Annotated in this window: 10 protein-coding genes; 8 read left to right on the top strand and 2 right to left on the bottom strand. The window is 47.6% G+C overall.

The window, feature by feature from the left end:
• Positions 1-454: 454 nt before the first annotated feature.
• A complete protein-coding gene (locus tag DXD12_RS15295; protein WP_207665262.1) occupies positions 455-781 on the bottom strand; it encodes a transposase in 327 nt (108 codons plus the stop codon).
• Positions 782-969: 188 nt separating this feature from the next.
• On the opposite strand from DXD12_RS15295, the gene DXD12_RS08015 reads away from it, so the two are divergent.
• Positions 970-2,472 (top strand): PLP-dependent aminotransferase family protein, encoded by a 1,503-nt coding sequence (locus tag DXD12_RS08015; RefSeq protein ID WP_118638040.1) that lies wholly within the window; start codon positions 970-972, stop codon positions 2,470-2,472.
• A gap of 97 nt (positions 2,473-2,569) precedes the next feature.
• Here the strand turns inward: DXD12_RS08015 and DXD12_RS08010 are convergent, their stop codons facing one another.
• Positions 2,570-3,985 carry a spore germination protein gene (locus DXD12_RS08010; RefSeq protein WP_022360194.1) on the bottom strand — a complete coding sequence of 472 codons (1,416 nt, stop codon included), beginning with the start codon at positions 3,983-3,985 and terminating at the stop codon, positions 2,570-2,572.
• A gap of 451 nt (positions 3,986-4,436) precedes the next feature.
• On the opposite strand from DXD12_RS08010, the gene DXD12_RS08000 reads away from it, so the two are divergent.
• The 7 genes from DXD12_RS08000 (at position 4,437) to DXD12_RS07970 (ending at position 15,352) form a co-directional block, all read left to right on the top strand.
• A complete protein-coding gene (locus DXD12_RS08000) occupies positions 4,437-8,882 on the top strand; it encodes a hemoblobin-interacting domain-containing protein (RefSeq protein ID WP_147354018.1) in 4,446 nt (1,481 codons plus the stop codon).
• Positions 8,883-8,903: 21 nt separating this feature from the next.
• Entirely contained in the window at positions 8,904-10,040 is a 1,137-nt protein-coding gene (locus DXD12_RS07995) for an FAD:protein FMN transferase (protein ID WP_243105362.1), read from the top strand.
• A gap of 84 nt (positions 10,041-10,124) precedes the next feature.
• Positions 10,125-10,766: a hypothetical protein gene (locus tag DXD12_RS07990; RefSeq protein WP_118696022.1), complete on the top strand. Its 642-nt coding sequence runs from the start codon at positions 10,125-10,127 to the stop codon at positions 10,764-10,766.
• 182 nt (positions 10,767-10,948) lie between these two features.
• The gene (locus DXD12_RS07985) at positions 10,949-11,518 is read left to right on the top strand and encodes a biotin transporter BioY (RefSeq protein ID WP_022360190.1); all 570 of its coding nucleotides are present in this window, start codon (positions 10,949-10,951) and stop codon (positions 11,516-11,518) included.
• Positions 11,519-11,653: 135 nt separating this feature from the next.
• A complete protein-coding gene (locus DXD12_RS07980; RefSeq protein ID WP_107001661.1) occupies positions 11,654-12,799 on the top strand; it encodes an acetyl-CoA C-acyltransferase in 1,146 nt (381 codons plus the stop codon).
• A gap of 104 nt (positions 12,800-12,903) precedes the next feature.
• Complete coding sequence (locus DXD12_RS07975) at positions 12,904-14,211, top strand: AMP-binding protein (protein WP_118628790.1); 1,308 nt, start codon at positions 12,904-12,906, stop codon at positions 14,209-14,211.
• A gap of 379 nt (positions 14,212-14,590) precedes the next feature.
• Positions 14,591-15,352 (top strand): GntR family transcriptional regulator, encoded by a 762-nt coding sequence (locus tag DXD12_RS07970; protein WP_338108872.1) that lies wholly within the window; start codon positions 14,591-14,593, stop codon positions 15,350-15,352.
• Positions 15,353-15,387 lie beyond the last annotated feature (35 nt).

Here is a 15,387-nt window from a genome sequence, read left to right as displayed (position 1 = left end):
CCACCCTTGTAACACTCTTGTTTTTCCGGGCTTGGAGCTTCGGCTGAAGGAGAGAACAGTATACTGAAACGGTGAGTTGATTTCTATGACTCGTCGGGAATTTGCAACATTGGTATACTTGGCAAAACATCCATTCTGGGTATTTTCTGCCGGACAGATCTATGAAGAAGTATGGGGAGGATGGTGAAAATTGCGGAACGGCTGTTGCCTTCGTACCGAAAATCAATGCGAATCCGGTGTATAACGGAGGGTGAAGCCTGCTATATGTATGTAGCAATCATTATGATAACATAAAAGGCACGGCATAAAGAAATCTGATGTAAAATCTATCAGAATAATTTATGCCGTGCCTCTTTTTAATTTGATTGAATGTGGGATGGTTTAGGGAAATTAGTAAATCGTAAGCGATGAATAATCCATCGTATTGTCCACTGCCCCCTTGGTATCCTTCGCCTTAAACAGGCAGTGGTTCTTTATGTTTTTTTGCGTATATCACAGCTTTTTCCAGCTTGCTTCTTTTTACAGGATTGAGTTGTTCCAACCATGCATAAAAGCTTTCCCATACCGGCACTTCTGTTTCCAGACGTCTGTCTTTTCGCTCTTCCGGAGTAAGGTCACGGAACGGCTTTTCCAAAAAGAAAAGCTTGTTGCAGTATGCCAGACCAACTTCAGCCGGAATCATGCGGGGGATTTCTTCTTTCTTAGGAAGAAGAGGCTCTTTGATTTCTTCCCCGGAATTTCCGTTACTGGGCACGTATGCGTGAACAGTAACAGTACTCAATTTTGGGGATTGCCTATAAGCAGGAGAAAACGGTATAATTGAGGAAGGCAGTTGGATATAAGAGGGACAAGTGGTGGAGATGAAAAATATTGTGAAGACGGAAAGAGGGGCGGTTGTCTGGGATATGGGATGATGCGGATGATCGATGCGGTGCATCGCCGTTTACATAAATAGATAGAGGAAATACGATGGAACTGAATTTAAGCGAACCGGGACAGAGCCGGTATCTGAGAGTATATGAATATTACAAAGAATTGATCGTGTCCGGGCAGATGAAGCCGGGAGCGAAGCTGCCGTCGATCCGCAAATGTTCCCTGCAGCTGCAGCTTTCACGGACGACGGTGGAGACGGCGTATATGCTGCTGGCGGCGGATGGCTATATCATTTCGCGTCCGCAGAGTGGGTTTTATGTAACGGATGCGGTGCTGGCGGCTGCAAACCGGGAGGAAATAGAGCACGGTGTGCCGCGTCAGGAGGAACGCCCGGAAATCCGGTATGATTTTGCGTCTTCGAATGTGGATCGGGAGAGCTTCCAGTTTGATTTATGGCGGCGCTATGTCAAGAGCGCCTTGCGCCAGGATGAACGGCTGCTTTCTTATGGCGAACCGCAGGGAGAGCGGGAATTCCGGGAGGCGCTCTGCGCGTATCTGGGGCGCCACCGCAATGTGATCTGTACGCCGGACAGTATCGTAGTAGGGGCGGGTGTGCAGAGCCTCTTGCATATTTTGTGCCCGATGCTGCGGGAGCGGGACAGCGCATGGTTTTTTAATCCGTCGTTCCGGCAGGGACGCCAGATTTTTGAGGATTATGGGTTTCGGACCGGGGATATAAGAGAATATTGGGAAAATAATGATAGGAGGATTGAGTCCTCAAAAAAGGATTTGTGCGGAATAGAAAAGCCAGATGTATGTGCAAGAGAGATGAAAACAGGGTTATCCGAACAGATGTCAGAGGCGATGAGACATACAGGGAAAAGTGTTTGCTATCTGACCCCATCGCAGATGACAGTCTGGGGCGAGGTCATGCCGGTGGGCGACCGGATGAAGCTTTTAAAGGATGCGGCGCGCGAGGATATGCTGATTATTGAGGACGATTACAACAGTGAGTTCCGCTATTATAACCGCCCGACACCGTCCCTGCAGGGGCTTTCCGGCGGGCGGGGCGTCGTGTATCTGGGGACATTTTCAAGGCTGCTTCTGCCATCGATCCGCATGAGCTACATGGTCCTGCCGCCGGATCTGCTGAAACGGTATCAGGAGCGGGGGCGTTTTTATAACCAGACGGCGTCCAAGGCAGAGCAGATTGCCCTCTGCCAGTTTATCCGGGACGGACATCTGGAAAGCCAGATCCGAAAGTCCAAGAAATTGTACGCGGCAAAGGCAAAGTGTCTGTGTGATGCGGTGCGGCGCATTTTTGGAGAAAAAGCGCGAACGCATCTGGGCGATGCCGGTTTTCTGGTTCTCATGGAGCTTGACAGCCCGCTTACATCGGCGGAAATTGCCGGGCGTGCGGCACAGGCAGGCGTCGCCGTCCGCCCGGTGGAGTCGGTCGGGAGTCTTTTGGAAAAACAGGAGCATCATTTTCAAGAGGGATATCCGAAGCTCCTGTTGTCCTGTGCCTCGATGGGGGCAGAGCGGTATGAGGAGGCGCTGGAGGTGCTGAAAGAGGTAGTGTATAAGAAAGAAAAATAGAAGATAGATATAGAAGTTAAAATGTCCGCATAAACCACAGCCAGTACCCGGAACCATCCGGGCAGTTGTGGGTATGCGGACATTTTATGCGACATTCTTACCCGTTTTTCTCCTCATGCGGCAGCCGGTTCCGGAGCAGCCGCTTTTTTAATTCACTCCAGTGAAATGGAATTAGCGGGTAAATATAACTTTTTCCGGCGATTGTCCGGTTAAAGACAAGGCAGCCGACGGCAATGAGTGTTCCGGCGATGAAGCCCCAGAGATTGAGGAAAAAGGTCAGAATCAGGAGCAGGACGCGCATGAATTTGAGTGCGTAGCCGAGTTCGAAGCTCGTCATCGAGTAGTTGGCGATCGTGACGAACGCCATATAGAGCATCGTCTCGCTGTTGAACCAGCCGGATTTGACCGAGTATTCTCCAAGCACGATACCGGCGATGACACTGAGCGGTGTCGTCAGCATGCTGGGGGTGTTGACTGCCGCGAGCCGCAGACCATCGATGGCAAATTCCAGGATCAGAAGCTGATAGATCAGCGCCACATGGATCTCATCGGTGACACGGATAAAAGCGAGCCATTCCGGGATCCAGCCGGGATTCTGCATAAAAAGCAGCCACAGCGGTGTCAGAAATAAGGTCAGGAAAAAGATGACCGTCCGCGACAGGCGCAGATAGGTGCCGGTCAGCGGTGGAAAATAGTAGTCGTCGGCTTCCTCGATGATATCGAAAACAGAGGATGGCAGAATCATTGCGGATGGCGAATTGTCCACCAGAATGATGATATTTCCTTCCAGAATCGAGGCAGCGGAGGTATCCGGACGCTCTGAAAAACGAAATTTTGGGAACGGATTGAACCATTTGTGCGGATAAATGCATTCGGCAAGGCTTTCCTGGTTCATCGAGAGGGCATCGACATGCACTTTTTGAATCCGGGTGCGGATGCGGTTTAAAAGTTCGGTGTCCACCCGGTTTTCCATGTAGCAGATGGCGATATCGGTGTGCGAACTTTCCCCAATATTCATGATTTCCATCCGCAGCTTCGGATCGCGGATGCGCCGCCGGATCAGAGCCGTATTGAACACAAGCGTTTCGACAAAACCATCGCGCGAGCCGCGCAATACCTTATCCTTTTCAGGTTCGCTGACTCCGCGAGCGGGATAGGTGCGGCAGTCTATCGTGAGTGCCTGTGCATATCCGTCGATCAGAAGAAAAGGAACACCGGAGAGAAGCTGGATAATCAGCGCGTCCGAATCCGTTTCCAGCCCGATTTCGCCGTAGGCGAGGTAGAGGGCGGCAAAATCGTTTGCATTGTCAGGCATCTGGGCGGTTTCAATGCTGCTCATCGCCTGCAGCACTTTTAAAAGCGTATCGTCCTTGGTAAAACCATCAATACAGTAGAGGCAGGCATCGCGCCCGCCGATCATCAGGTTCCGATCTACGACATCAAAACTGATGTCCGGTCGGAGCTTTTTTTGAAAAAAAGTCCGGTTATTTTCAATGGATGAAGAAATCTGCATCGTGTAAATCTCCTATCAGAGAAGCCAATATCAGTGACCGCGAAGGGACTGGAATGGGACAAAATGTTTACAGATGGAGTATGTGCAAAAAGGATAAAAATATACGAAATGAAGCAAATGGATAAAAATTCTCAAAATATGTTTTTTTAAAATTCATGACAAGCGAGGCAATATCAGGGAAAAAGGCGGAAAAATCGCTGCAAAATGAGACTTAACATGTGCTGAATGGAAAAAGAAATTTGCATGTTAGTTTTAGCAACTAAAAAAGTAATGCTTTATTGAGAATAAAATTCAATTAAAATAGATAAAAATTCTCATTTTTAAATAGATTTAAATAGTTGACAGATTTTATTGGATTAGTTTATACTAACCTCCTCGGCCGCCTGAGTTAGGGATGCCTAATCCGGTGCGGAGAGTAAGATATTACAAAAGATTATATGGAGGAATATGTATGAAAGGTAAGGGAAGATCCCGGCAGGCAATTCTGGCAGCGGTGACCGTGTTAGCGGCGGCGCAGGCAGGTACTGCTTATGCTTCAACCGGACCGGCATCGGAGCCCGGAGTACAGACCGGCGCCTGGATTCAGGAAGGACAGGACTGGAAATATCAGGGAACGGACGGAACGCTCAAGACTGGATGGGTTAAGACCGAGAATGGCTGGTATTATCTGGATCCGCAGACCGGACGGATGATGACTGGATGGATCACCGTCGATGGACGCCGGTACTATATGAACACAACTGCCGATGGCGTGGAAGGACAGATGCGCCGCGGCTGGTGGAAGGACAATGCAGGAAAATGGTATTTCTTCAGCACTGCATCCGATGGAACGGAAGGTATGACCGTGACCGGATGGCAGTGGATTGATGGAAAATGCTATTATTTTGATAACTTGAGTGCAGAAAACTATGGTCAGATGCACACCGAAGGTCGGACGCCGGACGGCTACAGCGTCAATGCGGATGGACAGTGGGTCAATGAAAATGGAGAGGTCCAGACCCGTGCGGATAGAGGTTACGCGAGCAGCCCGGCAGCAGACGGCAACGGAAGCAGCGTATCAGGAGGCGGTTCAGGGAATTCTGGCAGTTCCGGCGGCAGCCATTCGGGGGGCTCTGGAAGCAACAGTAATTCTGGAAATAACAGTAATTCTGGAAATAACGGTAATTCCGGGAATGACGGAAACCAGAATGGCGGAAATACAGGAGATAACGGAAACACTGAAAATCCAGACAAGCCGCAGATGGTTTCGCTGGTAGATGAGACGAAGACAAAGCTTACCGAAGTAAATTCCCTGGGCTGGTGGCTTCCGATCGCATTTGATGAGGGATACAATGCAGGCAATACGGTCGTTAAGGTCGATGGAAAAGATGTAACCAATCTTTTAACTCCGATCACAGATGACGGACGTATGGCAAAACTGGCGCTTCTTGGCACACCGGGCAAAGTAACCGTCAGCAGCAAAGAAGATGCGGCAAAGGAAGAGACGGTGGTTCTGAGCAATGAGAGCCAGGAAGATGCTGTATATGAGGAAAACGACGGCTATCTGCCTGAGAAGATTCTGACGCATGAGTCAGTTGCTTACTGGGACTATTATCTGACCAATTACGATGAAAACGGAAATGCCCGCATTTCTCCGAAAAAGACTACGTATAACTTGAATGAGGAGAAGCAGACTCATCCGAGCTATTCGCCGGATGCGGTTCTTCCAAAAAATGGAAAAGCAGCCGTTACCATTCTGTTTAACTACAATACAGACGAGGAAAAAGAGTGGTTTGACGGCATCCGTAAGCTGGAACTGGTTGAATACGATGAGCAGAAGAACACAATCAATTCAAGCCTCGTATTTGACAGTGAAAAGAATGTGGCGCATGGACAGGGACGCGTTGGACAGCTGACTATCCAGACAGGACAGAGCAATTTCTACAATAATGGACGTTATTATGTGCGGGTTGTATCGTCGGCAGGCGGTTCCGCGCTCGTCCCGATTCATGTCGTCAATGAGACAGTACCGACGCTGGAGCTTAAGGAAACACCGCAGTCCGGTAAGAATCTCCATTTTGCAGTCAGCGATCTGGTATACGCAATTGAGACACCGATCGAGCGTGTGACCCTGGAAGATCCGAACGGAACAGTAAGCGACCTTAAGATGATCGATGACTGGTATCTCTACAGCCAGGATTTATTTGTTCTGTACAATGATAATACAGACCATCTGCCATACAAGGGCAATTACAAGATCACTGTATATGCAAATGGTTTCCAGTCATTCTCCAAGAGCTTCAAGGTGAAAACGGGCGCAGAGCCGGTAAAAGAGAAGGAACAGACCAATGGTCAGAAAATGGCGTCATACGGATTCGACGGTATCAGCACTGCATCGACTGGTTCCAGCGGAAGTGGAAGCTCCAGCGGCAGCAGCTCAGGAAGCTCTGCAATCTCTGCAAACCTGATTTTTGATTCAGATCTGCTTGTAAATGCACATCTCCTTGAACAGACCAAGATGGAAAATGATGCGTCCAAGGCAGTGATGGAGTGGTGGTACAATGCGATTCCGGATGCAGTCTTTGATACTGGAGATGATGATTTCTTCAGATGGACAGACTACGTAAATAAGAGCGAGAATCAGAAATACGAAGAGAACAGAATGCTCCCATTTGCAGATTACCGTGAAAATGGAGCACTGGATCCGAACCATCCGGCAACGGCAAAAGAGGTTCTTGAAGATGGTCTGCTCGGCGATATCCAGTACAATGGAACCTTCTCCCGTCAGGATGCACCGGCGATTACAGTTGTACAGAACAAAGAGGGCGAGCCGGTAGTCCTGCGGACAGAGGATACAGAGTATATCGAAGCGGTTCAGAGTATCGTTGTCAACGGAAACTGGCAGGCACTCAGCAAGGACAAATATTCCATCGATAAAGAAGCTGACACCATTACCATAGAGGCGGATGTATTCAAGGCTGGTGAGGAGTATAAGCTGACTGTCGATGCAACGGGATATAAGAGCCAGAGTATTGCATTTACATACGATAAGGTGCTGGAAAACGATTTATCGCTGACCGTTGATTATGCGGATGATAAAGAGGCGTTTGCAGCTGAGAAAAAAGAAGATTCTAATAAGACTTACTATTTTGCAGATGCTGAATTTACCGTTAATGGCAGCAAGGGAGATTTCCTGAAGAACCTGAAATCTGTTACCCTGCTTTCTGACGAGGAAGATGCGGTTGAGAGAAATATCTACACGAAAGGCGTGTCCAGCAGCAACGATGTTTACTATGAAGTATCCGGGGATGGCAAGAAGCTGATTCTTCACCAGGTTCAGCCGGGAAGCTATAAGCTGACTCTTCGTTCGAATTACTACACAGAGGCGCTGAGATGTGAATTTGTGGTTGAGAAGGAAGAGGAAGAAATCCCAGATGAGCAGGAGATTGAGATTGGTGCTTCGGAAATCAGAAAGGCAAATGGATATGGTGAAAAGGGATATGTAATACAGTTTACCTATTCTGATGGAACTGGTATGAAACCTTCTGATTTTGCCTACAAAAAAGCATTAGAAGAATATGTAAAGAGCATCAATTCAGTAGTGGTAGGAACAACTAAGTATTCTCCACAGTCAAGCTGGACATTAGGAGATAAGGAATATGCGCCAGATATTTATGATGATGCACATAACAATTACAAAGATAGCCTGCTTGTTTCTGACAGTGCATTTAATACGGATGGGGATACCACAATTACGATTAATGCAGATGGAGATTATCCAGAAGTAACGATTGTAGTTGATAAAAATGGAAATCTCAAACAGGATGACGAGGAACTTCTTGATGCACCGACACTGACCGGACCGGAAAAGATTTCCGAGGGAGGTAATTTAACCCTGACTGGAAAAGATAATGCGGATGAGCTTGCGAAATACCTGAAAGCAATCAAGGTGATAACATCAGATGGTGAAGAACTTGGATTTAAAGTTCAGGATAATAAACTGATTATCACAACCAGTGATTTAACCGCAGGACCAGATGGAAGTGCGATTGAGATTGTGATTGAGGCAGAAGGTTATCAGGATCAGACAATTCGGGTTAAAGTGGAAAATTCCGAAACTAAAGAAGTTGAGGTTTCTAGTTTTGTAAAAGAACAATATAGTTATGGAACAGCGAATTATATTGTAAGTTTTAATGGCGTTAAAGATGTGAAGGCATATCTGGAGGCTGTTACCGAAGTTAAAGTAAATGATAATAAATATGAAAAAGCAACATATGCAAGTTTTATGGGTGAGGATCAGTATGCATTGAATTCGATTAATTATAATGGTTATGATAGCTTAAAGATTTCATCCAGTAAATTTAGTACAGAAGGAAATACAACTATCGAAATTACGGCAACAGGATATGGAACACTGACTTTTGAAATTGATGAAAATTACAAACTCATCAAAGAAGAGACCACCCTCATCGCCGACGAAGTCCTCCCAAGCGAGATCGTCACCACCCCAACCGAGGGAGTAACCACACCGGAGCAAACACCGGCAGAGCCGAAGACGAATGACGAAAACAAGGCAGATGTACCGGATGGCGATAAGAAGAACGAGACAGACGATGCGAACAAGGCACCGGAAGTAGACGAGGACAAGAAAGAGGATTCGGACGAGTCCAAGGATACTTCGGATGAGAAGAAAGACGAAACTTCAGATAAAGGCGATGCTGACAAGGATGATTCGAAAGATGAATCCGGCGAAACTGGTGACGATTCCAAGAAGAATGAAACGGACGAATCTAAGGACAATGATTCCAGGAAGGATGAGACCGGTGGCGTAAAAGATGATACTTCTGATAAGGAAGAATCCGACGGCGGTAAAGGCGATGCTTCTGAGAAAGAAGAGTCTGTTTCCGAAGAAGAGTAGTTGTATTTAAAGGAGTAAAAATTGAAACAGAAGTGGTGGATTTTATTAACCCTGCTGCTGTGTGGCTGCGGTGTTTCATCGCAGCCGGATCAAACGGGGGCGGTCCAGAATGACCGTCCTCGTTTATCTGCGTCTACGGAAGAGACGGCAGAAAATGTGGCAGAAGTAGAAAAAAACGAAAATTTAGAGAAAAATCCCTCAAATTCGAACCAGAATCCGGGAGGAGGGCAGAACTGGACGGTGTTTGCGATGGATACTGTGATGCAGTTTGATGCCTACGGTGGAAGTGCAAATTTGCAGGAAAAAGTGAAACGGCGGGTGGAAGAGCTGGAAGGGGAGTTTTCGACAACGCAGGAAAACAGCGATATTTTCTATCTAAATCAGGAGAAAACAGCGAAACTTTCCGATGATACGCGTTATCTGATGCAGGAGGCGCTGGCGCTGGGAGCGGAAACAGATGGTGCACTCGATATTTCAATTTACCCGGTTGTGCAAAGCTGGGGATTTACAACGGGAAATTACCGGGTCCCCAGTGAGAGCGAGCGGGAAAGCCTGCTTAAATCGGTCGATTATCGTCTGGTCGGTTTAGAAGCAGATACGGCGTCGATCGAGCCAGGAATGATGGTGGATCTAGGCGGCGTCGGAAAGGGATTTACCGGAGATGAGGTGGTAAAGACTATGAAGGAGGACGGCGTGACAAGCGCACTGTTCAGTCTTGGAGGCAATATCCAGACGATCGGAACAAAACCGGATGGCGAGAAATGGTATGTCGGCATCAAGGATCCGGAGAGCGACGGCTATCTGGGCGGAGTCAGGGTGCAGGATGAGGCGGTCATTACCTCCGGCGGCTATGAGCGCTATTTCACGGATGAGGACGGAACAATTTACTGGCATATCATGGATCCGTCCACTGGGGCGCCGGCGCATAGCGGGCTGATTTCTGTGACAATCATCGGACCGTGCGGACTGCGCTGCGATGGGCTTTCGACCGCCCTGTTTGTCATGGGACGGGAAAAGGCAGCGGCACACTGGGCGGCGCATCAGGACTATGAGGCAGTCCTGGTTGACGAGGGCGGCACGATCTGGCTGACGCCGGGCTTAAAAGACCGATTTATTCCGGTGGATCAGGGGGAGACGCGGGAGATTCGGATATTGTGATTCTGGAACAGATCTAGTATAATGAGCAGCGAAAAGTGCATACGAGTCAGATTTATAATTTATAACGAAGAGGTCGAAAATACCGTGAATGATAGATTGAAAAAGAAGCTTCTTTGCTTTGAGCGCGCTCTCTCCACATTGGAAGGATACGAGGGCTGGATGATAGGCACAACTACACTTCATCTGGACTGGCAGCCCAAACAGGGGGAGAATGAGTTTTGCCATACCAAATTAACTCCGGAAATCATCAAAAAAGGCCGCTCGGCAATCCGGGTCCGCATAGCGGCAGCGGAGGAGGAAAAGGAACGGGAAAATGAGGAGATGGAAGTGCTGCTGGTAAAACCGCGCCAGAGCGTCCTTGTCCCGGAAAAAGAGAAAATGCCGCTCATGAAAACAATTACGGAACTGGGCAGTGAGGATGATGATACGCTGGCATTTAGCCGCAGCCAGATGGAAGAATATCTCCGGGAGGCGGCAGATACCAATCCGATCCATCAGGGAGAAGCGGCAGTTCTGCCGGGGTTTCTTGTTATGAATGCCTGCCTGCTTCGTCTGTGGAAGAAGGGCTGGATGAAGGGACAGACCGCTCTGGAAGTACGTTTTCTTGCCCCACTTCGTCCTGATGAGGAGGTATATCTGTCGGATTCGGGGCAGGAGGGAAGAAACGCGGTGTATCTGAGAACGAAGCAAGAGGGAAAGGAAATTCTTTCGATTACAGAAAAATAGGGATGCCGATGATAAAGTGGGTGCAGAGGAGCTATGGATGCATATGTAAACCATTTATAAAAACAAGGTTGACAATCCTCTGAAATTCCGATATACTCTTTTCTAGCAAAGATTCTCTGTGTGTGATTCATAGGAAAATGCATTACACGGCTTAGAATTTTATCACTGAGGAGGTATATATAATGAGTTCAGAGACAAGTGCAGTGAACGTACACGGCGCATGGAGCGCGAAGCGGCTTACACTTTTGGCGATGATGCTGGCTCTTATCAGTGTGTCTTCGTATATTGCGATTCCGCTTCCGTTTTCGGATGCAAAGATCACAGCGCAGACGATGATTGTCAACCTGATCGGTCTGCTGATTGCACCACAGGATACCATTTTAGTTATGGCGAGCTGGCTGCTGTTAGGCTTATGCGGCGTGCCGGTATTCAGCGGCGGAAGCGCAGGACCGGGAAAACTGCTTGGACCGAGCGGCGGTTACTATATCGGATTTCTGGTTGTAGCGTTCCTGATTTCCCTGTTTTGCCGGAAATGGAAAAATGTTGCATTCCAGACAGCGTTCCTGATTGTAGTTGGTATTCCGGTGATTTACGCATTCGGTGCAGGCTGGATGAAACACGTGACCGGACAGCCGTGGGGTGCAGTTATCGTGCAGTCGATAATTCCGTTTATTCCGCTGGACATCGTTAAGTGTGTGGCAGCGGTAGCACTTGGAAAGGCGCTGAAGCGGACGGGCTTATTTGGAAATTAGATAGAAAATAAAGATGGGATGTGGTAGTGAACAGAATCAGCCTTTTAGTGCAGAAATGTAGCCAGGAGGTATGAGGAGTCCGTTGCCGCATCCCTTTAATTTTAATTAGGAATAGAAGAAAAACAGGAGAAAAGTATGAATCACGTATATATTCTGGGCGGTTTGCGCAGTTACATCGGGGTGAAAGATGGAATGTACCGTCATATCCCGGCGGAAAAGCTGGGGGCGGAGGTGCTGCGGGAGGTGGTTTCGCGATTTGAGCTTCCAACCGATGCGATCGACTATATAATAGGAGGAAATGCGGTCGGGGGAGGCGGCAATATCACGCGTCTGGCGGCACTTTCGGCAGGGTTTCCAGAGCGGATTCCGGCGGTTACTTTGGATCTGCAGTGCGGGTCGGCGCTGGAGGCGATCAGCGCGGCAGCAGCCAAGATTGAGAGCGGGATGGCGGATCTGGTCATTGCCGGGGGAATGGAGAGTTCTTCGGTACAGCCGTACCGCATGATGTCCCCGAACCATCCGGAGTATGACGGTGGAAAGGTGTATACGGTTGCACAGTTTGTGCCGGGAAAGCGCGGTGAGCAGGTTATGTTAGAGGGCGCGGAGGAGACTGCGATCCGGGAAAATGTCTCTAAGGAAGAGATGGACACCTGGGTGCTCCGGAGCCATAAGAGGGCGGCGCAGGCGCGCAAAGAGGGAATATTGGAGGATATAACGGTTTCCATCGACGGTAGCAGCCGGGATGAGGGAATCCGTCCGACAATGAGCCAGCGTCTGATCGACCGCCTGCCGTATCTGCTTCCAAATGGCACGAAAATCACGGCGGCAAATGCGTGCCTGATGCACGATGGCGCGGCATTTGTGGTACTTTGTTCGGAACGGTTTTTGCGGGAACAGGGACGGAAAGCAGAATGCCGTTTCCGGTTTGGTACAGCGATCGGGGATGATCCGATGATGAGCCCAAAATCAGCCGTCAGCGCTGCTAAGGCGATACTTGCAAAAACGGGGCATTCTTATCAGGAGATCGATGCTTTTGAGGTCAATGAAGCGTTTGCCGTTATTGATGTTCTATTTGAACGTGCATTTCCGGGGATTGAAGACCGTTATAATATCTGGGGCGGGGCACTTGCCTATGGGCATCCATATGGAGTCTCCGGCGCAATGATTCTGCTGCATCTGATGAAAGCACTGGAACATAAAAATGGGCACTTGGGAATGTGCTGCGTGGCAGCCGCCGGAGGGATCGGAAGCAGTATTCTGGTGGAGAAAGTAATGAAGTAGATGAAGACAGTGCTTGAATGATATAAAAAGTAAATGTGGTAAATTTAAAAGCTCAAATTGGTAAAAAGTTCTATATAAAAATAAGTAAAAGACAGGAATTAATCATGAAAGAAATACAGACACAACGTATAAATACATATCTGGATGCACTCCGGGCATACCCGCCAGAGTGGGAAGCCCTGATCACGGAGAAAGAGCGCTATACGTTCGGGGAGCTCATCAAGGCGGCAGAACGTGTAAGGAAACATCCGAAAGAGATAGAAGAAAAACAGGGAAAACGTCACATCCACTGGATCCAGGAACCGACGATCGCGCATCAGCTTATTCAGTTTCTGGCATATGGAGACGGAAATACGGTTCCGGTGATTGCACCGTCCGATGTAAAAATTTCCGATGAATTGCGTGACGTGACACCTCCGGAAGGGGCATATATGGGTGTGATGACGTCGGGAACCTCCGGTCGTCAGAAAGTATTGTTCCGCTCCTTTGAAAGCTGGCACGATTTTTTTAAGCTTCAGAATAAAATTTTCAAAATGGGAGAGGGAAGCATTACGTTTATGCAGGGGAGCCTGGCGTTTACGGGCAACCTGAACCTTTATATGGCGCAGCTTGCGTCCGGCGGAAGCGTCGTTGCGGCGGATTCCTTTGATCCGCGCCTCTGGAAGCGGATGATCGAGGCAGAACAGGCGACCTGCGTCTATCTGATTCCTGTCAAGATGCGGGCGCTGCGGCGTATCTATGAGCGGGAACAGGCGGTCAATTACCGGATTATTTCTTTTGTCAGCGGCTCCCAGAGTATGGGCGGTGCGGAGGCAGTGCAGTTTAAAAAGGCATTTCCCGAAGCGGAGATTACATTGTATTATGGCGCCAGCGAGCTGAATTATATTACCTATATCCATGGAAGTGAGATGAAAGAAGATACGACGCTGGTTGGTCGTGCATTTCCAGAGGTGGATGTCTGGATTGAAAACGACCATTTCCATGTAAAAACGCGGTATGGAATTCTTGGAATTGGAAATGACGCGGTGATTGGGGACTGCGGTCACACAGATGCAGAGGGACTCTTCTATTTTGATGGGCGGGATGATGATATCTGCAACATAAATGGGAGAAAAGTGTCATCCCTCCGGGTCGAAGAAGCGGTGCGGACATTTCCGGGAGTGGCAGAGACGGCAGTGAAGGCAGTCCATGAGCATGGGCGCGATTATCTGAAAGTGTGGATTGTGTGGGAGAAAGAAGCTGAAAGGGAAGAAATTGCCGGAAGTGACAGCGAAAAAAGTGGTTGTATCAATATGGCAATTCGGGAATTTTTGGCAGAAAGACTGGCAGATTATGAGATTCCACGCGAATTTGTCTTTCTAAAGGAGTTTCCAAAGACTGAAAGCGGAAAGATTCGTAAAAAAGAACTGTGAAAAATGCTTTTTCTTGTCAAAAAAGAAAATTGCTTATTGTGCAAAATGACAAAAGTGACGTTGACAAAATTGGAAAAGGGTGGTATATTCCCGTCTTTGACAGTAATGTTTGGAAAAACACCGCAGAAAGGCTTATTCTATATAGCTTTTCCGGCGGTGCTTTTTCGTTTTGTGATAAATTCATAGTCTGTTTCAATCCGGGCCTGTTCTTTTGCCCAAGCCATAACGTCATCTCTTGTAGGACCGTGTTCAACCAGCAATTCTTTTAAGGTGCCAAGTTTTCGAATAGTCCTGGAAGTAGATTTTCCATTGGCATCAATGTAGGATTGCTTTTTATTTAGATATAGTTTATATTGTTATATAAAGAGTTATATCATTCATGTTATTAGGAACAGGGAGAAAGAAAATGTTAAATAGTAGTGCCGCAGTGCCGCTGTATGTCCAATTAAAAGAAAAAATTGAACAAAAAATAAGTGATGGTGAATATAAACCAGGAGAAAAGCTGCAAACGGAAGGTGAAATGGCAAAATCGTTTGGAGTCAGTATTATTACAGTTCGAAAAGCAGTCAGCGAATTGGTGGAAAAAGGACTTGTAGAAAAAAAACAGGGAAAAGGAACATTTGTCTGCCAGCGCAAAGTAACTAAGGATATGAAAAAATTGCAGAGTTTTTCGGAAATGTGTGCTCATATGGGAATGAAGGCCGGAGGACGTATGCTTGAAAACAGGCTGGAACCGGCGAGTGAAAAGATAGCCCGGCTTTTGAATGTGGAAAAAGGCAGCCAGGTTATCTATATATCCAGAGTCCGCTATGCGGATGGTATGCCGATGGCGATTGAGCGTAACTATTTTCCACTTAAATATGCATTTCTTCTGGAAGAACGATTTGATGACAATTCATTGTTTACATTTTTGAAGGAACACTCTCATACAGCAGTGGCAATTTCAGAAAAATGGATTGAACTTTGCAAGGCGACAGCAGCGGAAGCAGAGCTTTTGCAGATGGCGAAAGGAACTTCGATGCTTTTTATCAAAAGTGTGGCATATACGGCTGAGAAGGAACCCATTTATGTAGGGCATCAGGTGTTTAATGGAGAAAAATGCTCATTTTATGTCTGTGAATCTACAATAGGAATAGAGTAAATTAATTGAAAAGAAAAGGCTGATTCAGGTTAGGA

Origin of the sequence: Clostridium sp. TF11-13AC (assembly GCF_003481065.1) — a bacterium.
GTDB lineage: Bacteria > Bacillota > Clostridia > Lachnospirales > Lachnospiraceae > Otoolea > Otoolea fessa.
Note: the sequence above shows the minus strand (reverse complement) of the source record. Positions and strands in the feature narration are given on the sequence as shown.